Here is a 20,035-nt window from a genome sequence, read left to right as displayed (position 1 = left end):
GATAGCGTGGTTCCGGCCTCTTGGCTAGCTGCCGGGTTCGACTTCGACCTTGGGCGCGGCGGCCACGGGGGAGGCGCAGATGTCGAGCAGGGCGTCCATGCCGATCATGCACTTGAGCTTTTGCAGGGCGAGAACGCTCTTGCGGGCATCGGAGTCCAGCACTTTGGCATAGGCGCCGTCTGCGATGACCCGGGCGTATTCGCGCTTCTGGAGCTTGGGGTTGTCAGCAAAGCGGATCTCGAAGTTGCGGGCGTACTCGCGGATCTGGGCGTCCACTTCGGCCTTGGGCAGGGCGGCCACGGTTCGCATGCCCGCCGCCACCTCGTCCGGGGTCAGGGACGGGGATTCAAGCACCTTGCTGAAACTGCGGGCGTAGCGCAGACTGCCGTCGTAGATATGGCTGCGCTTGACCACGTTCATGCCCGCCCAGCCGGCCTTGAGCCATTTGAAGAGAAAGACCGAGCTGCGGGGCGCGGCCGCATCGTGCTCGGTGAAGACCTGGACCGAGCCGGAGTTGTACATGAAGGTGTCCATCCAGCCGATCATGCCCTTGTTCAGCCCCTCGATGCCCGAGTAGAAGTAGTCCCACTGCTGGTCGTCGAGGATGGCACCCTTGCGGCCCACATCGGACCGCTCGGGCTGCTCGGAGATGGAGATGGCCACGTTCTTGCCCTGGTACTTGAGCAGGATGATCAGCCGGTCGAGGTCGTAGCGGTAGTAGGCCTCGGCAAAGGAATCCGGGGTGTTGACCTCGAATTCGCGCCCGCGCACCAGCACCGGATCGTTCAGGGTGGGCAGTTCGTCCCACAGTCTGCGCTCCCGTGTGAGGAATTCGCTGCCGTCGTGCCAGCCCGAGAGGCGCAGCACTGCCGGACAAAGCAGGAAGTTGGGGATGTCCGGGTTGTAGAAGTAGCGCAGGATGGTGTCCAGGGAGGTATCGACCTCCCTGCGCAGGCACACGCCCTGGCCGCCGAAACGCCGTGCGGGCTCGATGTCCTTGGGGTCGTCCTGCATGGTGGTCACGAAGTCGAGCATGGCCGCGACCTTGTTTTCGTCAAAGGGCGCAGCCGGGTCGCGAAGCACCTCGAAGAGATGGTCGATGCCTGCTTCCACCGCCTGATCCAGGGGATCGGGGTTCATGGAGAGCTTTACGCCCATGATGCCGCCGTCCTCGTCGTCGGCCAGGGCTGGAGCGGCCGCAAAGGGGGCGGCGACCAGGGCCAGTAACAGGAGGAGGCCAGGGGCAATGGCGCGGCCGGAAGTCAGGGCGCGACAGGTATCGGGAAAAAAGGAAAGAATTTTCATGAGGTAATACAAATCCTCCCCGCCTGGGCGGGTTCGATGGGTTGGTTACGTCTTTTGACAAGATAGTAATGTTTGCGGAATTTGGCAAGTCCATTCGGGCATGGGCCGGGGGCCGGCCGAGGCCGCATCCGTTGGCCGGAGAAGGGATCAGTCCTCGCGCTTGCGCTTGAGGTCCAGCAGATCCACCCGGGTCACGGCGCGGCTGCCGAAGCGGCGGCGCACGGCGTCCACGGCCAGGTCGAGGTCGCTGCTGGCTTCGGCCAGGCGCGGGGATGCCTCCAGCAGGGAGAGCTGCCGGGCCCTGGGCTCGAAGCCGGACACCCCGACCCCGATCAGGCGCACGGCCCGGCGCAGTTCGAGCTGTTCGAGCAGTGCGCGGGCGGTCTCGAAGATGAGGGCGGTGCTGTCGGTGCGCGTGTCCAGGCTGCGGCTGCGCGTGATTTGGGTGAAGTCCGCGTATTTGATCTTGAGGGTTACGGTGCGGCCCTTGTGGCCGTGGCCGCGCAGATCAGCGCCCACGCGTTCGGATTGGGCCAGCAGCCAGCGGGTCAGCTCGGCCCGGTCGGCAGTGTCCCGGGCAAAGGTGTTTTCCGCGCTGCAGCTTTTGGTCTCGCTGGTGGGCGTCACGCCGCCCGGATCAATGCCTGCGGCCCGGTCATGGAGGACGCCGCCGTACTTGCCGATGCGCCGCTCCCAGTATTGCCGTGGCTTGGTCTGGATGTCGGCGCAGGTGCGGACGCCCATGCGCCGAAGGGTTTCGGCCAGCTTGGCCCCAACTCCGGGAATCCTCTCCACAGGCAGCCGGTGCAGGAAATCCGCCACCTCTTCGGGCCGGATGATGAACATGCCGTCAGGTTTGTTCACGTCCGAGGCGATCTTGGCCAGAAAGCGCACCGGGGCCGCGCCCACCGAGCAGGTCAGGCCCGTGGCCTCGCCCACCCGCTCCTTGATACGCCGACCGACCTCGTCGATGGGGCCGAAGAGCCGCTCAAGGCCAGTGCCGTCGAGGTACGCCTCGTCCACGCTGGCCTGTTCCACGGTGGGAGAGAATTGGCGCAGCACGGCCATGACTTGGGCCGAGACCTGCTTGTAGCGGCCCATGCGGCCGGGCACCAGGAGGATCTCCGGGCAAAGGCGCCTCGCCTTGACCACGCTCATGGCCGAGCGCACCCCGTGCTTGCGGGCCTCGTAGCTGGCGGCCGAGACCACGCTACGGTCCGAGGTGCCGCCCACGGCCAGGGGCCTGCCCCGGTACTCGGGGTTGTCGAGCTGCTCCACCGAGGCAAAGAAGGCATCCATGTCAATATGGAGTATCCAGGTCTGCACGGCCCGATCATACCGGGCTGACCCCGGTTTGTTAAGGGGCTTTCCGCAAAACGGCGGGGGCTAGCGCTTGGGGGCGTGCCTGTCCACGAACCATCGCACCTGGCGGCACACGCCCATGAGCAGGTTGAACTCGTTGCGGCGCAGGTTGATCTTGGCAAAGAATCGGCGCACCGGGAGCATCCAGTAGTCCGGGTTGTCGTCCTTGAGAAAGTCGATGGCCAGCAGGGTTTCACGCAGGTTCTCGAACAGGGCTTCCTGCTCCTGCACCGTGGTGGCGCGTTCCTCGGGCGGTCCGTCCGGGGTGAAGGGCGCGTCCAGGGCGCGTTTGAAGCATTCGTAGAGAACCACCACCACGGCCTGGGCCAGATTGAGCGAGGTGCCCTCGCGGCTTGTGGGAATGGTCATCAGCCCGGAGCAGATTGAGGTCTCGTCGTTGGTCAGGCCCGTGTCCTCGGGGCCGAAGAGCAGGGCGACCCTGCCGCCGGAGCGCAGCCGCTCGTCCACCACCCCGGCCAGGGTTGCCGGACTCATGATCCCCTTGCGCCAGCCGCCAGTGCGGGCCGTGGTGCCGTAGACAGCGGTGAACCCTTGCACGGCCTCGGCCAGGGTGTCCACCACGAGGGCGGTGTCGAGGATGTGGCGGGCGTGGCTGGTGGCCAGAGGTCTGGCCTTGTCCAGGTCGAGGTTGTACGGGGCCACCAGGATGAGCCGCGTCACGCCCATGTTCAGGCAGGCGCGGGCAACGGAACCGATGTTTTCCGGGTATTTTGGCCGGAACAGGATCACGGCGAGATCGTCGAGCATGCCCCCTCCGAGGTGCTTGGGTTGCGGGTCGCCCCGACCCGGGCCATGTAGCACAGGCCGACAGGATGTCAAAGAAGGGCAGACACGGTGTCGGGATCGGACGGGCCATCTTTGCCGGAGGCGTTGTCAAGGCGTCAGGGGTGGTGTAAAAATCATTGCGCGGCGTCAGTAATGGGCGTCAGCTTGGTTATGCACAGCGCCCGTTTCTGTGCCGGAGGTTTTCATGAAACGCTTTTCCCTTGTCCTTGCATCCCTGGCGATGCTGCTGGCCCTCATGCCCGGCTGTTCGTCCGACCCGGCCGATGACCCGCACGAGGCCGGGAAACAGCCGCAGCGGCGCTATCTCGCCTTTGGGGGCGGGCCCACGGGCGGGACGTTCAACTTCTTCGCCAACAAGATGGCCGGGATCATCTCGGCCAGTCATCCCCGGCTTGAGGTGTCGGCCAGGGGGGCGGGCGGTTCGGCCGAGAATCTGCGCAGCCTGGATGCGGATGTGATCGATCTTGGCATCGTCTACTCGGGCGACGCCTTCCTGGGGCGCAGGGGGGAGTTGCCGGACGACCCGGCCCGCCACGAGAACGTCCGGGCGCTCTCTTTCCTTTACGGCGCACCGGCCCAGCTTGTGGTCCGGGCCGACTCGGGCATCACCTCGGCCAGCCAGATGGCGGGAATGGCCGTGGCCGTGGGCAATCCGGGCTCGGGCGCGGCGCTTTGCGCCGAACGCTTCTTCGGCCATCTGGGCCTGTGGGATTCCCTTGATGTGCACAAGGTCGGCTATGCCCAGGCCGCGGCGGATTTTTCCAATGGAATCATCGACGCCTTCTGGGTGCTGGTGGGCTATCCCAACATCGCCATCACCGAGGCGGCCGCCCTGGTGCCGCTGCGTCTGCTCGACCTGCATTTCGAGGCCGTGGAGTCGGGGTTTTACGAGGCGTATCCGTTTTATGGCGAGGTCGTGGTGCCCGCCGGAACCTATGCGGGGCAGGACCGGGACGTGACGACCTTTCAGGACGCCTCCCTCTGGTGCGCCAGCGCTGCCCTGGACGGGCAGACCGTTTACGACTGCCTCAAGGCCGTGTACTCGCCCCAGGGGCTGGGGGAGATGCGCGCTGCCCACAGCGCGGCCAGGGATATGGGACTTGAACGCGCCCTGGACGGCGTGTCCGTCTCCCTGCATCCCGGTGCGGTCCGTTTTTGGGCGGAACAGGGCCTTGATATCCCCGAGCGTCTGCGGCCATAGGGGGCGGCAGGGAGCGGCAGGGGGCCGACTGTTGCCTGTTGCGCCGATGTCCTCTATGGTGTCCGTACCAATGACGCGCAGGAGACGATCATGAAACAATTTGCCGCCGCCCTGGCCATGCTGGTGCTGGTCCTGTTTGCGGGCGGGTGCAAGCAGGCCGCGCTGGATGTCCTCAATCTTGGCGGTCCCAAGTATGTGGGCGGGTACATGAGTGACGACGATGTGCGCCACCTTGCCCACGCCCTGGATACCGCCCCGGCCCGTACCCCGGTCAAGTGGGAGAACCTCGATACCGGCTATCAGTTCTCCATGATGATCTTCGACTCGGACGAGGCCGCGGGCATCACCACCCGCTCGGTCTCGGTCCTGGCCATCGAACCCTCGGGTGATGCCGAGGTCATTGATCTGCTCTGCACATCGGAGTCGGCCCGCAAGTGGCGCATCGTGGCCAAGGCCCCGGCAGCCTTTGTGGGCCGCGCTGCGCGCATGGAGCTGGAGCCCGCTCAGGCCCCGGCCGGAGTCCGCACCTCGGACGACGCGTTCCGGGGCTTTGTCGTTGCCCAGTAACCGCCGGGAGGCAGTGGAGAGTGTTCGTGGACAAGCAGCTTGAAGACGCCATCCGCACCCTGGCCGAGGGGCATGGCGTCAACCCGGAAGTCCTGCTGGCCGGATTCGCCTCGGTGGATATGCCGCCCGAGCTGGCCCGCACCGTGGCCGCCGTGCTCGACGGCATCGACGGATTTTCCGACTCCTGCGAGCCGGAGCCCGCGGACGACTGATCGTCAACAGCAACGCAAAAAGGCCGGACTCCTCGGGAGCCCGGCCTTTTTGCGTTGCGGATTCACCGGGCTATCGCGGTTCGATGACCTCGATGCCGCCCATGTAGGGCTTGAGGACATCGGGCACGACGATGGAGCCGTCGGCCTGCTGGAAGTTCTCCATGACCGCCACCAGGCAGCGGCCCACGGCCAGCCCGGAGCCGTTGAGGGTATGGACATGGCGGGGCTTTTTTTCGTCCGGTGAACGGAAGCGGATGTCCGCCCGCCGGGCCTGGAAATCGCCGCAGTTGGAGCAGGAGGAAATCTCGCGGTACTGATCCTGGCCAGGGAGCCAGACCTCAATGTCATAGGTCTTGGCGGCGCCGAATCCCATGTCGCCGGTACACAGCTCAATGACCCGGTAGTGGATGCCGAGCAGTTGCAGGATGGTCTCGGCGGCTGCGGTCATCTCCTCCAGCGCCTCGTAGGAGCGCTCGGGGTGGGCGAAGTTGACCATCTCCACCTTGTGGAACTGGTGCAGCCGGATGAGTCCCTTGGTGTCCTTGCCGTAGGAGCCCGCCTCGGAGCGGAAGCAGGGGGTCAGGGCGCAGAACCGGACCGGAAGGTCCGCCTCGTTCAGGGTCTCGCCTGCATAGATGTTGGTCAGCGGCACTTCGGCCGTGGGAATCAGGAAATAGTCGGTCCCCTCAAGCCTGAACAGGTCCTCCTCGAATTTGGGCAGCTGGCCCGTGCCGGTCATGGTCTTGCGGTTGACGATGTAGGGCGGGATGACTTCGGTATAGCCGTGCCGCGAGGTCTGGACATCAAGCATGAACTGGGCCAGGGCGCGTTCCAGCCGGGCGCACCAGCCAAAGCTCAAGGCAAAACGCGAACCGGCCAGCTTGGCCGCGCATTCGAAGTCCAGCCCGCCCAGGGCCGTTCCCAGCTCCCAGTGCTCCTTGGGGGGGAAGTCCATGGCCGGTTTCTCGCCGAAGTGGCGCAGCACCGGGTTGTCCGCCTCGCTCGCGCCAAGGGGCACGGATTCGTGGGGCAGGTTGGGCACGGACAGGAGCCAGTCGCGCTCGGCGGCCTCCACCTCGGTCAGTTCCGCATCCAGGGTCTTGACCCGCTCGGATATCTCGCCCATGCGGGCCAGCAGGGTGCCAGCGTCCTCGCCCGCCTTCTTGCGCCTTGCTATTTCGGGCCCGGCAGCGTTGCGTTCGGCCTTGAGGGCCTCGCCCTCGGCGATGAGCGCCTTGCGCCGTTCGTCAAGGGTGAGAAATTCATCCACGTCCACCTTTGCTCCGCGTTTCTTCAGGCTCTCGCGGACCAGATCGGGGTTCTTCTGCATCAGTTTTAGATCAAGCATCAAGCATCTCCTCGGTACGATTCGCTCACCGTACTACAGCAAGTCGGCCCGGATTTGAAGCCCCATCCGCCATGGATCCCCGCAGCCGCGTTTGCGTCCCGCGACCTTGACTTTGGCGCATGGGTACCCATATCCTTGAAAGACAAACAACAACCCGCAAGGTGGACCATGAGCACATACAAAGTCCATCCCATAGTCATGGGAACCAAGGTCTTCGACAAGGGCATGATGACCTATCAGCACGGCTACGGCACACCCTACACCATCCCCATCTACACCTGGTACATTGAAGGCGGGGACAAGAAAATCCTGGTGGATACCGGCGAGATGCAGCCCATCGTCTCCGAGGAGCGCGAAAAGGCCATCGGAGGCAGGATCTACACCTTCGAGGAAGGGCTGGCCAAGTACGGCCTCGCGCCCGAGGATATCGACATTGTCATCCACACCCATCTGCACAACGACCACTGCGAGAACGACTATAAATGCGTTAATGCGCGGATTTATGTCCACGAGTTGGAGCTTGAGCACATCCACAACCCGCACCCGCTGGATTTCCGCTATCTTGAGGACTACATAGAGGATGTGGAGGACAACGGCCAACTGGTGGTGGTGAACGGCGACACCGAGGTGGCGCCCGGCATTACCATGATCCACACCCCGGCCCACACCCCGGGAGGCATGTCCGTGAAGGTGGAGACCGACAAGGGCAGTGTGCTCATTTGCGGTTTCTGCACCATCCTCGAGAATCTCAATCCGCCCCTGGAGGTCAAGGCCATGGAGATGGAGGTCATTCCGCCCGGCACCCACACCGATGCCCAGGCCGCTTACGACATCCTGCTTCGGGCCAGGGACATGGCCGATTTCGTCCTGCCCCTGCATGAGCCCAAGTGGGCCTCCATGGAGACCGTGCCCGAGTAGGCCGGAACAGCCCGCCAGCCCTGAATCCCCCGTGCCCAGCGGCCCGGGGGATTTTTTCCCGCTTGGGGCGGGAGCAGCGTGCCCCACGGGTTCAAGGCGTGCGCAAGGGCCGGGCCTTCGCGATCATTCAGCGGTCGAGGGGCTGAATACGCGGCAGCGCGGCAGGCCGCCGTTGCCAGCGGCCGATCATACGACGCGGTGAACGGGGTCTGTCACCCAGTAGACCACGTTGAAGCGCTCGTCCATGGCGGCCTTGATCCGTTTCAGGTCGGGTTTTTCCATGTCGCGCATACGGATGTAGACGTGCTTCATGCCCACGGTCTCGGGCACGTTGTGGGTCATGACCGACATGATGCGCGCCCCGTTGTCCTTGAGAAAATCGAGAATCGGAGCGAGGCTGCCGGGCGCGGTGGAAATCTCCAGGCAGACCTGGATGCCGCCTTCGTACACGCCGGAAATCTCGACAAGGACCTTGAAGATGTCGGTGTCGGTGATGATGCCCACCACCTTGCCGTCCTCGTCCACCACGGGCAGACCGCCGAAGTTGCCCTCAAGCATGAGTACGGCGGCTTTTTCCACCGTCTCGTCGTGGCGGATGGTGGTGACCTTTCTGGTCATGATGTCCTTGATCTTGACTTCGGAGAGCAGGTAGTACAGCTCGTGCATGTCCAGGGTGGTGGCCTTGGAGGGCGACGCGTCCTTGACATCGCGGTCTGAGACGATGCCCACGATCCTGCCGTTTTCGTCAACCACGGGCAGCCTGCTGATGGAGTTGTCCTTCATCAGTTTCGACGCTTTCATCATGGACCTGTCGGGCGTGATGGTGATCACGTTCCCGGTCATCCAGTTCTTCACCAGCATGTGTTTTCCTCCTGTGTAGTCCGGCTTGACGAGGTGAGCCGTCCGCTCGGGCTTTCGCCGTGGTCCCGCCCGTAAAGGGTGTTTGCGGGCTGTGCTTTCTATATCCGCAATGGACCGTTTTGGCTAGTGCCCTCGCGTTGGCCAGGTCGATTGTACTGAACCGTGGGCAAAAGACGGTTGCTTGTGTTTTTGCCCCAGGATCAGTAATCATGGACAAGGCATGTTCCGCAATTGGAAAATGCGCGAAACTCCGGGGGGGCGTTCATGGGCCAGACGTTGCGGGCAGTGGTGTTCATTCTTTTGTCGGCCGCGCTTATGGGCTGCGGGAGCGCGGACGAGTCCGGCTTGGTGCAAAGCGGCGCCCCGGGCGTGTCGGCCGACGAAATCCGATTGGGCTCCTCCCTGGCTCTGACCGGCCACGCGGGATACCTGGGAACCCAGACCCTGCGCGGGGCCGAGGCGTATATCCGCCATGTCAACGAAAGCGGGGGAATACACGGGCGCAAGATACGCATAGTTGCCTACGACGATTCCTACGATCCGCCCCGCTGCCTGATGAACACCCAACAACTCATCATCTCGGGAGATGTCTTCGCCCTGTTCTGCTATGTGGGCACGCCGACCACCATCAAGGTGCTGCCCCTGGTGGAGGAGGCAGGCATCCCCCTGGTGGGCATGTTCACCGGGGCCAATGCCCTGCGCCAGCCTTTCAACCCCTATCTGGTCAACATCCGCGCCTCCTACTACCAGGAGACCGAGGCGGCGGTGCGCCATTTGGTCGAGGCCCTCGGCATTGACCGCATCGCGGTCTTCTACCAGTACGACGCCTACGGATTTGACGGACTCATCGGCACCGAGCTGGCACTCAAGCAGTACGACCTGGAGCCCGTGGCCCGAGGCTCCTATATCCGGGGAACCCTCAATGTGGCGGAGGGCATGGATAAAATCCGCCATTCCGGGGCCGAGGCCGTGGTTATGGTCGGCACCTACGACGCCTGCGCCCGGTTCATTTCCGTGGCCCTTGAGGCCGGGTTCGACCCCATCTTCTACAATGTTTCCTTTGTGGGGGCCGAGGAGCTGGCCCGCAGACTCGGGCCCGAGATCCAGTCCGAGGTGATCATGTCCCAGGTGGTGCCACAGCCCGTGGCCGGACCGGACGGGGCCGACGATGCCGCCTCGCAGTACGTGCGCCTCCTGGCCCGCTATTATCCCGACGACACGCCGAGTTTCGTTGGGCTTGAGGGGTTCCTCAATGCGCGCATCATGGTCGAGGGGCTCAAGCGGGCAGGACGTGACCTGACCCGCGAAGGGCTCATCGCGGCCATAGAATCCCTGCGCAATTACGAACTCGGGCCGGATCTGTCCATCACCTACGGCCCGGACGACAGGCAGGGGCTCGAAAAGGTATATTTCACCCGCCTTGAGCGCGGACGCTTCGTGCCCCTGCTCGACTGGCAGGGGCTGGCAGGGCGGCGGGAGGAAACGCAGTGACCATCGGCAAGCGTCTCTCCCACCATTTTTCCAGGCTGGGGCTCAGGGAGAAGATCCTTTTCTCCATGCTCATCGCCATCATGTTCATCAGCGTGGCCATTGCCTTCGTGGCCCGCTACATCCTGGTCAACTCCCTGACCCATGAGCTGGAGATGCGCGGCGAGGCCATCGCCTATTCCGTGGCCGAGCGGGGCGGCTCCCACATCCTGGACAACGATGTGCCCCAGCTGCTGGCCCTGATCTTTGATGAAACCCGTCTGCATCAGCGCAAGCACCTGGTCTCGTACATCTTCATCGAGAATCAGACGGGCGAGGTCCTGGCCCACACCCTGACCCGGCCCCTGCCCGAGAACCTGCTGACCAACCGGCTTTCGCCAGGGGCCCAGGATTCCATCAAGCTCCTCGATCTCGACGGCGAACCTGTCTATGATCTGGCCGCAGCCATCAACGAAGGGCTCTACCGCATCGGCACGGTCCATGTGGGGTTGAACAAGAGCCACATCGACGCTCTGGTGGGCAAGTTGCGCGTGGCCTTTCTCGGCTTCATTTCTGGCGTCATCATCATCACCATCTTCCTCAGCTCATGGCTGACGCGCTACATCACCCGGCCCGTGTCCGATCTGACCCGGCTCTCTGACGAGATCAGCCGGGGAAATTTCGACATTCCGCTCAAGCTCGGGCCGGACGAGGACTGGGACGCCTCGCGCTGCCCGGCCTTCAACAACACCGATCTGCCGTGCTGGCATTTCGATCAGGCCCGCGGCACGGCCAGCCCGGGCGAGGAGTACCGCAAGTGCGCCAACTGCACCTTTTACCGCAAGCACGAGGGCGACGAGGTGGTTCAGCTGGCCGACTCCTTCAGGAACATGGTCTGGTCCATCAAGCTCTATCGCCGCCGTCTGCGCGAATCCGAGGAGAAGTACCGCTCCCTGTTCGACTCCGGGCCAGATCCCATCTTCGTGGTGGACTGCGAGACCGGCGAGATACGCGATGCCAACCCTCGGGCCGTGGAGTTGTACGGATATTCCCGCGAAACCCTGCATGGCATGCGTTTCGTCGAACTCGGCCCGGATCACAATGAGCAGTGCCTGGCATTCTTCTCCGAGGGCGGCAGCGGCTGCGTCTATTTTCCCAAGCAGATCCACTATAAACGGGGCAACGAGCCGTTTTTCGTCAACATGCACGCCTGTCCCATCTCGTATCGCGGGCATCACGCCATCATCATCGCGGTGACAGACATCACCGAAATGATCGAGAAGGACGCCCAGCTCATTCAGGCGAGCAAGATGAAATCGCTGGGAGAAATGAGCGCAGGCGTGGCCCACGAGATCAATCAGCCGCTCAACGCCATCAAGATGGGCAGCGACTTCCTCTATCTGATGGGGGAGGAGAACACCGAAGTGCCCAAGGAGCACTTCATGGAGGTGGTGCGTGAAATCTCGGCCCAGGTGGACCGGGCGGCCGAGATCATCAACACCCTGCGCTCCTTTGGCCGCAAGTCCGACTTCATGGAGGAACGGGTGGATGTCAACCAGCCGGTGCTGGCAGTGCTCTCCATGCTCAGACGCCAGTTCGAGTTGGACAACATCGCCTTCGACCTGGAGCTGGGAGACGGGCTTCCGCCGGTCATGGCCCACTCCAACAGGCTTCAGCAAGTGGTCTTCAATCTCGTGGCCAACGCCCGCGACGCCATCAACGACAACGCCTCGCCCCATGACGACGCCTCCCGCCGCCGCATCACCATCCGTACCGGAGCCGAGGACTCCACCGTGTTCATCGAGGTGGAGGATACCGGCTCGGGCATCGATGAGGAGGATCGCGAGAAGATATTCGAGCCCTTCTACACCACCAAGGAGGCGGGCCAGGGCATGGGCCTCGGGCTGGCCATCACCTACGGCATCGTCAAGGATTACGGCGGAGACATCCGCATTCGCAGTGAAAAGGGCAGGGGGGCCGCCTTTCGGATGCAGTTCCCCGCGGCCAAGGGCGTGAACAGACAATGAAGGAATCCATCGTGAAGGAAACCATACTGATCATCGACGACGAACGGCCGACATTGAAAATGTTTTCCCTGCTGCTCAACGCCATGGGGTATGATGTGCTGCAGGCAGAGAACGGCCAGGAAGGGCTTGAGCTGTTCATGCGGGAAAAGCCATCGCTGGTACTCACAGACATCAAGATGCCGGTCATGGACGGCATTGAGGTGCTCAAGGAGATAAAGAAGATCAACCCCATGGCCGAGGTGGTGGTCATCACCGGCCACGGCGACATGGATCTGGCCATCCAGGCGCTGAACCTCGACGCCACGGACTTCATAAACAAACCCCTTCGGCGCGAGGCCCTGGAACTGGCCCTTTCCCGAGCCGGGGAGCGCTTGGCCATCGCCAAGCGAGAGGACGAGCAGATCGAACTTCAGGTGCAGGGTGATGCGGTGGTGATCCGTGTGCGCGGCAACATCACCGGCAACACGGTGCCTCGCTTGACAGAGCGGCTGGCCGAGGCCCGTCGGCTGGACAAGGGATTGATCCTGATGAGCTTCGACGAGAACGCCTCCATCAACGGCGCCGGACTCTCCGGCCTGACCGACCTGCTGCGCCAATGCCACGAGACCGGGGTGCGCGTGGTTCTTGCCGGGCTCTCGGACAACTTTCGTGCGGTCTTCGAGTCCGTGGGCATCACCAGGCTGGCGGAACTCTATCGGTCCGAGGCCTCGGCCCTTGATGCCCAGACCCGCCGCGGCGGATGATGGTTCCATGACTTCCCCTGGCTGCCCGGCCGGGCCGCCAGGACGCCGGGAGCCACTTATCCGCCTTGCACCAGCCGCGTGAGGGTGTCGAAAATGTCCGCCTCCAGCGGCCCCTCTCGCTCGTACAGGATGGTGGCCGCAGCGCCTTCCAGGCGCACGATGTAATAGGTGGGGGCCACCGGCTCGCCCAGTTCCCTGTGTATCTGGTACTCCCCGTCTTCAAACAGGGGGAAGGGCACCGCATACTTGTCCCGGTAGTGGTCGGTTTCGGCGCTGGTATTGCCCAGGCCGAGTCCGATCAAGCGGACCCTGGCGCCAAGCTCCGTGGTTTCGATGCGCCTGTGCAGTTCGTTTAAGGCAGGTGCGTCGCGCTGACATGCCGGACAATAGAGGCTGTAAGCCTCAATGAAGAGGTACTCGGCCTTGATTTGCGTAAGCCGGAAAGGGGCGTCGGCAACCCCGAGGTAGGCGGCCTGCTCGCTCAGGCGTGTTCCGTTCAGGGTCAGGTCGGGAAAGGGGCGCGGCTGCTGGGCGAGGGCCGTGGCAGCCACTGGGGCGTACAGCATCAGCAGAGCCATGGTCGTCAGCAGGGGGGTTCTCATGGGCGTGGTTCCTTGAAGCGGTTTCTTTGGGCGGTCCATGGTCGCTGGCCGGGCGGACGTTTCGGGTCACAATACAATGAGCCCCGGCACAATAGCAATGGCCGGGGCCCTTGACGCTCCGTGGCCGACGCCGCCAGGTCCGAAGCGGCGGGCATGCGGAGGTGTTCTATCTTGCAAGGCTGTCCCCGGCGCGGTGTTCTCCGCGCCGGGGAGTTTGATTGTTTAGCCGTTCATGCGCTTGAGGGGCGAGGCCAGCTTGGCCAGGAACTGCTTCCTGGTGAGCGGGCCGCGCCGGATGGACGAGGCGTCCGCCTCAAGATACTCGTGGTAGCTGGCCGGGCTGGTCTGGACCAGATAGATGACCCGAACCGTGTACTCGTCCACCAGTTCCGCGTCGGGATACCTCGCCTGGGCCGCTTCAAGGTGCTTTTCAGCCAGTTCGAGCATGTCCTCGCGCTCGCCGAAGTTCATGGCCCCGGTGGGGCATGTCTGCACACAGGCGGGCAGCATGCCCATCTTGACGCGGTCATTGCACATGTCGCATTTGACCACCATCCCGGTCTCCTCGTTGATGCGCGGGATGTCGTAGGGACAGCTGGTGGCAAAGGCCTCCTTGTTGGGTTCCTTGGCCGTGAGGCTGGTGTAGATCACGGCTCCGGTTTCCTGGTCGTGGACGATGGAGCCGGGCACGGTCATGGCGTCGATGCAGGGCGGCTCGATGCAGTGGCGGCACTGCTCGGGGTAGAAGAGCCACTGAAGCTTGCCGTCGGTCTCCACTTCGGTGAACCGGACCAGCTTGAGGGTGACGCCCGAGAGGTCCTTTGGATTCTGGCGCGAGCCCCAGTTCTCGGTCTTTTCGGCCGGGAGTTTTTTCCATTGCTTGCAGGCAACCTGGCAACCCCGGCAGGCCGTACACTTGGTCAGGTCGATGAAGAAGGTCTTACTCATTTCATTCCTCCTTTACGCCTTGCGGACGTTGACCATGAAGGCCTTGGTTTCGGGGATGCCGGTATTGGGATCGCCCACGGACGGAGTCAGGATATTGGCCGAGTCGCCGCCGTCCTTTGGCCAGGTCCAGCCATAGTGCCAGGGCAGGCCCACCTGATGGATGACTGTGCCCTGGATGTCGAAGGGCTTGATGCGCTTGGTGACCATGGCCTTGGCCCAGACCGAGCCGCGCACACTCTCCACGATGACCTTTTCGCCGTTTCTGATGCCCCGCAGCGCGGCCAGCTCCTCGCCCATCTCCACGAACATCTGGGGTTCCATCTCCACCAGCCATTCCTGGTTACGGGTCATGAGGCCGGTCTGCCAGTGCTCGGTGACGCGATAGGTGGTGCCCACGAAGGGATACCGGGGATCGCACACGGCCTTGTCCTCGTCGGCGTAGGAGATGGCCGTGGGGTTGTGCAGAGTGGTGGAGAACGGGTGCGAGTTCACCGGGCACTCCAGGGGCTCGTAGTATTCCGGGAAGGGGCCGTCGGCCCGGCCGGGACCGTATATCTGGCCAAAGCCGAACCGGGTCATGATGAAGGGATGCCGTTCGCCGGGGGCCCAGCCGCCGTCGGGTACGTCGCCCACCCATTTCTTGTTGATGGCGTCCCACTGGATGAGGGGAAGCTCCGGGTTCCAGGGCTTGCCGGTGGGGTCCACGGAGGCGCGGTTGTAGAGGATGCGGCGGTTGACCGGCCAGCACCATGTGTAGTTGGGGAAAAGGCCGAGCTTTTCCTGCTCCGGGGTCTGGGCCAGGCTGCGCCGTGCGGCCATGTTGCCCTGATCCGTGTAGGAGTTGCAGTACAGCCAGTTGCCCGAGCAGGTGGAGCCGTCGTCCTGGAGCAGGGCGAAGCTGGGCACCTGGGTGCCCTTCTTGTAGAGCTTGCCGCCGATCTCCACATCGCGGGTGAAGTGGCCGTTGATCAGCTTGGCCGTCTTGTGCGGGTCGAAGACGCCGTTGGTGGCCCATCCCTTAAGGTTGAACCGCAGCACGGGGTCTGGATAGACGCCGCCCTCCTTCTTGTACAGGGCCTGGATCTCGTGCATCAGCTCGTACATCAGGTCGCCATCGGGCTTGAAGCCGTGGGGTGCGTCAGGGCCCTGGTAGCGCCACTGCATCCAGCGGCCGGAGTTGCTGACAGAGCCTTCCTTCTCGATGGACACCGAGCAGGGCAGGAAGAAGACCTCGGTCTTGATCTTGGAGGGGTCCATGTCCGGTCCTTCCCAGAACGAGCCGGTCTCGTTGGGGAAGATGTTGACGTTGACCAGCCAGTCGAGCTTGGTCAGGGCCTGACGGGTCTTGTGGGAGTTGGCGCCCGAGCAGGCGGGGTTCATCCCCCAGGCGAAGAGCCCCTTGAACTGGCCCTTGTCCATCTTATCGAAGAGGTTCAGCCAGGAGTAGACGGCCGCCGAGGCGGTGTCGAGCTTGGGCAGGTAGTTGAAGGAGACCGCAGGGTCGTCGTCCATCCACATGGCCTTGAGCAGCGACGCCGAATACTTGGGGAAGTTCTGCCACCAGTTGGCGGACATGGGATCGTTGGAGATCGGAGTGAGGGCCTTATTGTAGTCGGCCAGGCTCTGGTGTACCGCCAGGGGGGTGGCCAGGTAGCCGGGCAGGATGTGGTAGAGTAGGCCGTGGTCAGTGGATCCCTGGACGTTGGCCTCGCCGCGCAGTGCGTTGACGCCGCCGCCGGGGATGCCGACATTGCCCAGCAGCAGCTGGATGATGGCCATGGTTCGGATGTTCTGCACGCCCACGGTGTGCTGGGTCCAGCCCATGGCGTACATGATGGTTCCGGCCTTGTCCTTTTTGCCGGTGGCCGCATAGGTCTCGTAGAACTTGATGAGATCCTTGCGGGTCATGCCGGAGATGGTCTCGACATTTTCCAGGGTGTAGCGCGCATAGTGCTTCTTGAGTAGCTGATAGACGCAGCGCGGGTCCTGAAGGGTCCGGTCTTTCCTGGGGTTGCCGTTTTCGTCCATGGCAAAGGCCCAGTTGGACTGGTCGTAGCTTCTGGACTCGCGGTCGTAGCCAGAGAAGATGCCGTTGTCAAAGGCGTACTTGTCGCCGACGATGAACGAGGCGTTGGTGTACTCCAGGACATATTCCTTGAAAATCAGGTCGTTGTCCAGGATGTACTTGATCATACCGCCGAGTACGGCGATGTCTGCACCGGAACGCAACGGGGCGTACATGTCCGCCTTGGCCGAGGTCCTGGTGAAGCGGGGGTCCACATGGATGACGGTGGCGCCCCGTTCCTGGGCGCGAGTCACCCACTTGAAGGAGATGGGATGGTTTTCGGCAGCGTTGCTGCCCATTATGAGAATACAGTCACTGTTCTTCAGGTCGATCCAGTGATTGGTCATCGCGCCGCGTCCGAACGACTCTGCCAGAGCCGCAACAGTCGCGCTGTGTCAGATACGTGCCTGATGCTCTATGTAGACCAGGCCGAGGCTGCGGAGCATGGTCGAGTAGGCCCAGCACTCCTCGTTGTCCAGGGCTGCCGAACCGAGGGAGGCGATGTTGTCGCATCGGTTGACGACCTGCCCGCGAGAATTGAGATGGGTGAAGTTTTCGTCACGGGCCTTTTTGACGTTGTGGGCGATCTTTTCCAGGGCCCAGGCCAGGGAGACCTTCTTGAATTTGTTCGCGTAGGGCGCACGGTAGAGAACCGAGTCGGGCCGGCGGTCGTTTTCGGCCAACTGCCAGATGGACGCGCCCTTGGCGCACAGTGCTCCTTCGTTGATGGGGTGGTCGGGGTCGCCTTCGACGTTGATGGCCCGTTTGGTCTTCAGAGACGTGTTGACCACGAGCCCGCAGCCCACCGCGCAGTAGCAGCAGATGCTTGTGGTCTGTCTGCTCCACTTCGGGTCCATGGCCGCCGCCCTGTCGACCGCTTCGGCCTTGGGCGTACAGCCAAGCCCGAGGCCGCCGAAGGCCGTGGCAACGGCCGCCGTGGCGGAGAGCTTGAGGAAGTTTCTTCGGTTGGTGTGCATGAGACCTCCTGATGTTGGGTGCGGGTCAGCGCCCGCGAATTTCGCGACACAGCGTCACGAGGAGCGAGTAGCCGCTTGGCCGCGCCACGGCGCTGGGCATGGGCGGCGTTTGCCGGTCCATGTCCGTGTCGGGGCGGCGCAGGGTCATGGTCCGGGTGGCCTCGCGGACCCCGGACACGTCGAAACCCAGCCCGGAAAAAGGCTGGAGCGTCACCGTCCCGGCGACCGCTTTGTGGTTGAATGAATCGCGCATGTGCGCACCTCTCCCTTTTTGAAGCTCCTTTTCCTATGGGCGAGTCGTGGAAAAACGGCAAAGAAATCGGTCTTGCGCGTGGTGCGGCACACTGCTATTTCGGCCATTTTTTCGTAGACGCCTGAAATGATGCGGGTTCAATTATGCCATTTTGGGCATAAGTGCTTTTCTTTACAAGAGTTTTGCACAAAAGGGGAGGCGTCAGTATGGCCGCGGCCTGGGAGCGGGGCATCGCGGGCAGTGGCTGATGGCGCGGCAGGCAGAAGGGGGAGATGGTCTGCTGAGGCCCGAAGTCAGTCTAGTTGGGGAACCAGGGCGCAGAGATAGGCGGCCAGCATTTCGGCAATGGGCCGCTCCCGGTTGTTGAACCGGAACTCAAGTTCCTTGAGATACAAGGGGAAGCGCTGGCAGGAGATGCCCCTGAATCGGCGAATGCGCTCCAGGGCAAAGGGCCAGAATTCGTCGCCGCTGGCGTCGATATGGGGCGGCTCGTCGTAGCGGCGGATGATCTCGTAGGGCAGGGAGTCGTTGCCGCAGAAGAGCAGGGCGTCGTATTCCTTGTAGCGGTCGGTATAGACCAGGTTGCCGGTGCGGATGAGCTTGAGGTGGAAGTTCATGTGAAAGTGGAAAAGGGTCTCGGCCTGGAATCCGGGCACCAAATCAATGAAGACCATGGCGTCGCGCCGAAGGATGCCGTAGACCGGAATGGTGTCCATGCGCATGTCGCGGGGCCCCCCGGTGAGCCGGTTGCCTTTGAGGTAGGAGTCGAGCCCGGTGGCCTCGCCGAGCAGTTGGCGGGCGTCGATGGCGTGGGCCACGATGGCGAAGCGGATGGCGGTGAGGGCCTTGTACACGGTGTTGTAGGAGAGGCCGAGGCGCTCCTTCATCTGGTGGACACTGCATTCGTCGACGAACAGGGCCACGAGGCCCAGCCACTCGGCGGCGCTCAGGGCGCCGTTGTTTATCCATCGGCCCGAAAAGGGGTGGAAGGTGTATTTGCAGTCGGCGCAGCGCAGCCGTTCGCCTGAAAGGGCGTAGACCTTGCTGTGGCCGCAACGCGGACAGAAGGGGGAGCCCGCTGGCCATGCCAGGTCGAGCAGAAAGGCCCGGGCCAGTTTCTCGTCGCGCAGCAGCGCGGCGAAGTCTCCGGCCGCCTTCGGGGTGTGGGGCACAACCGGACGTCTGGGGTGCTCCCCGCCTGCCAGCGCACCGGGTCTGGGCCGCATGGCCGACTGCGGTTTTGTTCCGGGCATTGCGTGATCCATGATCGCCTCCTGTCTCAGAATCCCCACGCGGACAGCGTGGCCCGCCTGTATCCCTGCCCCGCGGCCACATAGTCCAGGGCCAGGGAATCGAGGTCGTCAAGCACCGGCAGGGAAATCCGGTCCAGCTCGCGGAAATCTATTGTCTTGATGTAGGTCTTGCAGCTTTCGCAGACATCGACGCGGAAGCCGGGCTCCTCGTCAACCGTGAAGAAGGTCAGCTTTTTCTGGTCCTCCTCGCCGCACACAGGGCAGGCGATGCGCCGGATGCGGTAGTCGTGGCGGCAGAAGGAACAGACCGCATGGCGGAAGCCCTCTTTTTGCCTGAGTGAGGAAATGAGCGGCAGGCTGCCGCAGACGGGACATTCGCCCGATATCGCCACCTTGACCGGCGGGAGCTTCGCAGCCAGCAGCTCTGACGCTGCCTCAATGGAAGGCCCCAGGGCGGCTGAGGCGAGGAAGGCCAGGGCCTTGGGCGCACCGGGGGTCCGTTCGGTCCAGGAGGCGAAAAAGGTGGCGTCGTCGCCCAGGTAGCGACGGAACAATTCCTCGGGGGTCATTTCGCCGTCGGCCAGGGCCTTGCCCACGCTTCGGGCCGCTTGGCCCAGGGGGCCGCCCGTCGCGTCGAGCAGAGCCACAAGCCTGCCGAGCAGGTCGGCGGCCTGGGCCGGGTCATGGGGAAAACACTCGCGGGTCATCAGGGGCACTCCTTGGAGCAGGGCTTCTGCCGAGGGCAGTTCCCGGTCTGGGGGCAGGGCCACTTGGGCCTTGGTCCGGGCTTCCAACTGGAGATGGGCCACTGCGTCCAACAGGTCGATCAGTTCAGATGAGATATAGGACTTTCCCCTGAGCTGGATCAGTTTTCGATCCAGGTTGCGTGTCGCCTTGTCCATGTTGAATTGCATTGGAGTGACCTCACTGTATTGTGCGTTGTTTGAAAAATACACTAGGGCGCACTCTTTGGCTTGCCAACGGTTTGGCACTTGCTCACGGTCTGGCACAAAATGCACACAATGTCTTTGATTTATGAGGGAAAAAATGACAGCAGTATGTCTTTTGCGGCACAATGATCCAAGGTTCGGCCATAATTCCAGCCGGTTCCCTGGTGGG

The 20,035-nt window shown here is 63.2% G+C and carries 18 protein-coding genes; 7 read left to right on the top strand and 11 right to left on the bottom strand.

Annotation, left to right across the window (positions count from 1 at the left end):
- Nucleotides 1-24: 24 nt before the first annotated feature.
- From GKC30_RS02915 to GKC30_RS02905, 3 genes are all read right to left on the bottom strand, one after another.
- The gene (locus GKC30_RS02915) at nt 25-1,305 is read right to left on the bottom strand and encodes a hypothetical protein (protein ID WP_155932187.1); all 1,281 of its coding nucleotides are present in this window, start codon (nt 1,303-1,305) and stop codon (nt 25-27) included.
- Between the two features lie 147 nt (nt 1,306-1,452).
- Nucleotides 1,453-2,631: a DNA polymerase IV gene (gene dinB, locus GKC30_RS02910; protein ID WP_367613939.1), complete on the bottom strand. Its 1,179-nt coding sequence runs from the start codon at nt 2,629-2,631 to the stop codon at nt 1,453-1,455.
- Between the two features lie 60 nt (nt 2,632-2,691).
- Nucleotides 2,692-3,435, bottom strand: coding sequence for an RNA methyltransferase (locus tag GKC30_RS02905; protein ID WP_155932186.1), 744 nt, complete (start codon nt 3,433-3,435; stop codon nt 2,692-2,694).
- Between the two features lie 223 nt (nt 3,436-3,658).
- Here GKC30_RS02905 and GKC30_RS02900 point away from each other — a divergent pair, with 223 nt between their 5' ends.
- The 3 genes from GKC30_RS02900 (at nt 3,659) to GKC30_RS02890 (ending at nt 5,454) form a co-directional block, all read left to right on the top strand.
- Nucleotides 3,659-4,675, top strand: a complete 1,017-nt coding sequence (locus GKC30_RS02900) for a TAXI family TRAP transporter solute-binding subunit (RefSeq protein ID WP_155932185.1) — start codon at nt 3,659-3,661, stop codon at nt 4,673-4,675.
- A gap of 90 nt (nt 4,676-4,765) precedes the next feature.
- Nucleotides 4,766-5,242 (top strand): hypothetical protein, encoded by a 477-nt coding sequence (locus GKC30_RS02895; RefSeq protein ID WP_155932184.1) that lies wholly within the window; start codon nt 4,766-4,768, stop codon nt 5,240-5,242.
- 26 nt (nt 5,243-5,268) lie between these two features.
- A complete protein-coding gene (locus tag GKC30_RS02890) occupies nt 5,269-5,454 on the top strand; it encodes a hypothetical protein (protein WP_155932183.1) in 186 nt (61 codons plus the stop codon).
- A gap of 70 nt (nt 5,455-5,524) precedes the next feature.
- On the opposite strand, the gene serS is transcribed toward GKC30_RS02890, so the two are convergent.
- Nucleotides 5,525-6,802 (bottom strand): serine--tRNA ligase, encoded by a 1,278-nt coding sequence (gene serS / locus GKC30_RS02885; RefSeq protein WP_155932182.1) that lies wholly within the window; start codon nt 6,800-6,802, stop codon nt 5,525-5,527.
- 168 nt (nt 6,803-6,970) lie between these two features.
- Between serS and GKC30_RS02880 the strand changes: the two genes are divergently transcribed.
- A complete protein-coding gene (locus GKC30_RS02880) occupies nt 6,971-7,720 on the top strand; it encodes an N-acyl homoserine lactonase family protein (protein WP_155932181.1) in 750 nt (249 codons plus the stop codon).
- Nucleotides 7,721-7,906: 186 nt separating this feature from the next.
- Here the strand turns inward: GKC30_RS02880 and GKC30_RS02875 are convergent, their stop codons facing one another.
- Nucleotides 7,907-8,581, bottom strand: coding sequence for a CBS and ACT domain-containing protein (locus tag GKC30_RS02875; RefSeq protein ID WP_155932180.1), 675 nt, complete (start codon nt 8,579-8,581; stop codon nt 7,907-7,909).
- 264 nt (nt 8,582-8,845) lie between these two features.
- Here GKC30_RS02875 and GKC30_RS02870 point away from each other — a divergent pair, with 264 nt between their 5' ends.
- From GKC30_RS02870 to GKC30_RS02860, 3 genes are all read left to right on the top strand, one after another.
- Nucleotides 8,846-10,072: an ABC transporter substrate-binding protein gene (locus GKC30_RS02870; protein ID WP_155932179.1), complete on the top strand. Its 1,227-nt coding sequence runs from the start codon at nt 8,846-8,848 to the stop codon at nt 10,070-10,072.
- Between the two features lie 65 nt (nt 10,073-10,137).
- A complete protein-coding gene (locus GKC30_RS02865; RefSeq protein ID WP_155932386.1) occupies nt 10,138-12,075 on the top strand; it encodes an ATP-binding protein in 1,938 nt (645 codons plus the stop codon).
- Complete coding sequence (locus GKC30_RS02860; RefSeq protein ID WP_155932178.1) at nt 12,072-12,818, top strand: response regulator; 747 nt, start codon at nt 12,072-12,074, stop codon at nt 12,816-12,818. Before GKC30_RS02865 ends, GKC30_RS02860 begins: the two co-directional genes overlap by 4 nt.
- A gap of 56 nt (nt 12,819-12,874) precedes the next feature.
- On the opposite strand, the gene GKC30_RS02855 is transcribed toward GKC30_RS02860, so the two are convergent.
- The 6 genes from GKC30_RS02855 to GKC30_RS02830 all read right to left on the bottom strand — a co-directional run bounded on the left by GKC30_RS02855 (nt 12,875) and on the right by GKC30_RS02830 (nt 19,830).
- Nucleotides 12,875-13,420, bottom strand: coding sequence for a TlpA family protein disulfide reductase (locus GKC30_RS02855; protein WP_155932177.1), 546 nt, complete (start codon nt 13,418-13,420; stop codon nt 12,875-12,877).
- A gap of 222 nt (nt 13,421-13,642) precedes the next feature.
- Nucleotides 13,643-14,368 (bottom strand): 4Fe-4S dicluster domain-containing protein, encoded by a 726-nt coding sequence (locus GKC30_RS02850; RefSeq protein WP_155932176.1) that lies wholly within the window; start codon nt 14,366-14,368, stop codon nt 13,643-13,645.
- 12 nt (nt 14,369-14,380) lie between these two features.
- Nucleotides 14,381-17,410 carry a formate dehydrogenase-N subunit alpha gene (fdnG, locus tag GKC30_RS02845; RefSeq protein ID WP_155932175.1) on the bottom strand — a complete coding sequence of 1,010 codons (3,030 nt, stop codon included), beginning with the start codon at nt 17,408-17,410 and terminating at the stop codon, nt 14,381-14,383.
- Nucleotides 17,411-17,435: 25 nt separating this feature from the next.
- Nucleotides 17,436-17,663 (bottom strand): hypothetical protein, encoded by a 228-nt coding sequence (locus tag GKC30_RS02840; protein WP_155932174.1) that lies wholly within the window; start codon nt 17,661-17,663, stop codon nt 17,436-17,438.
- A gap of 293 nt (nt 17,664-17,956) precedes the next feature.
- On the bottom strand, nt 17,957-18,928 hold the full coding sequence (locus tag GKC30_RS02835; protein ID WP_231117003.1) for a transposase: 972 nt from the start codon (nt 18,926-18,928) through the stop codon (nt 17,957-17,959).
- A gap of 14 nt (nt 18,929-18,942) precedes the next feature.
- Nucleotides 18,943-19,830: a formate dehydrogenase accessory protein FdhE gene (locus GKC30_RS02830; protein ID WP_155932173.1), complete on the bottom strand. Its 888-nt coding sequence runs from the start codon at nt 19,828-19,830 to the stop codon at nt 18,943-18,945.
- Nucleotides 19,831-20,035 lie beyond the last annotated feature (205 nt).

Source organism: Pseudodesulfovibrio alkaliphilus (assembly GCF_009729555.1).
Lineage (GTDB): Bacteria > Desulfobacterota > Desulfovibrionia > Desulfovibrionales > Desulfovibrionaceae > Pseudodesulfovibrio > Pseudodesulfovibrio alkaliphilus.
This window is presented reverse-complemented; position numbering and strand designations above follow the sequence as displayed.

What these genes read in the sequence shown, in the direction of transcription:
- GKC30_RS02905 (WP_155932186.1), bottom strand. Translation starts at nt 3,435, where the DNA reads ATGCTCGACGATCTCGCCGTGATCCTGTTCCGGCCAAAATACCCGGAA.
- GKC30_RS02900 (WP_155932185.1), top strand. Translation starts at nt 3,659, where the DNA reads ATGAAACGCTTTTCCCTTGTCCTTGCATCCCTGGCGATGCTGCTGGCC.
- GKC30_RS02830 (WP_155932173.1), bottom strand. Translation starts at nt 19,830, where the DNA reads ATGCAATTCAACATGGACAAGGCGACACGCAACCTGGATCGAAAACTG.
- GKC30_RS02870 (WP_155932179.1), top strand. Translation starts at nt 8,846, where the DNA reads ATGGGCCAGACGTTGCGGGCAGTGGTGTTCATTCTTTTGTCGGCCGCG.
- GKC30_RS02895 (WP_155932184.1), top strand. Translation starts at nt 4,766, where the DNA reads ATGAAACAATTTGCCGCCGCCCTGGCCATGCTGGTGCTGGTCCTGTTT.
- serS (WP_155932182.1), bottom strand. Translation starts at nt 6,802, where the DNA reads ATGCTTGATCTAAAACTGATGCAGAAGAACCCCGATCTGGTCCGCGAG.
- GKC30_RS02855 (WP_155932177.1), bottom strand. Translation starts at nt 13,420, where the DNA reads ATGAGAACCCCCCTGCTGACGACCATGGCTCTGCTGATGCTGTACGCC.
- GKC30_RS02835 (WP_231117003.1), bottom strand. Translation starts at nt 18,928, where the DNA reads ATGGATCACGCAATGCCCGGAACAAAACCGCAGTCGGCCATGCGGCCC.
- GKC30_RS02880 (WP_155932181.1), top strand. Translation starts at nt 6,971, where the DNA reads ATGAGCACATACAAAGTCCATCCCATAGTCATGGGAACCAAGGTCTTC.
- GKC30_RS02860 (WP_155932178.1), top strand. Translation starts at nt 12,072, where the DNA reads ATGAAGGAATCCATCGTGAAGGAAACCATACTGATCATCGACGACGAA.
- GKC30_RS02840 (WP_155932174.1), bottom strand. Translation starts at nt 17,663, where the DNA reads ATGCGCGATTCATTCAACCACAAAGCGGTCGCCGGGACGGTGACGCTC.
- GKC30_RS02850 (WP_155932176.1), bottom strand. Translation starts at nt 14,368, where the DNA reads ATGAGTAAGACCTTCTTCATCGACCTGACCAAGTGTACGGCCTGCCGG.
- GKC30_RS02875 (WP_155932180.1), bottom strand. Translation starts at nt 8,581, where the DNA reads ATGCTGGTGAAGAACTGGATGACCGGGAACGTGATCACCATCACGCCC.
- GKC30_RS02915 (WP_155932187.1), bottom strand. Translation starts at nt 1,305, where the DNA reads ATGAAAATTCTTTCCTTTTTTCCCGATACCTGTCGCGCCCTGACTTCC.
- GKC30_RS02865 (WP_155932386.1), top strand. Translation starts at nt 10,138, where the DNA reads ATGCTCATCGCCATCATGTTCATCAGCGTGGCCATTGCCTTCGTGGCC.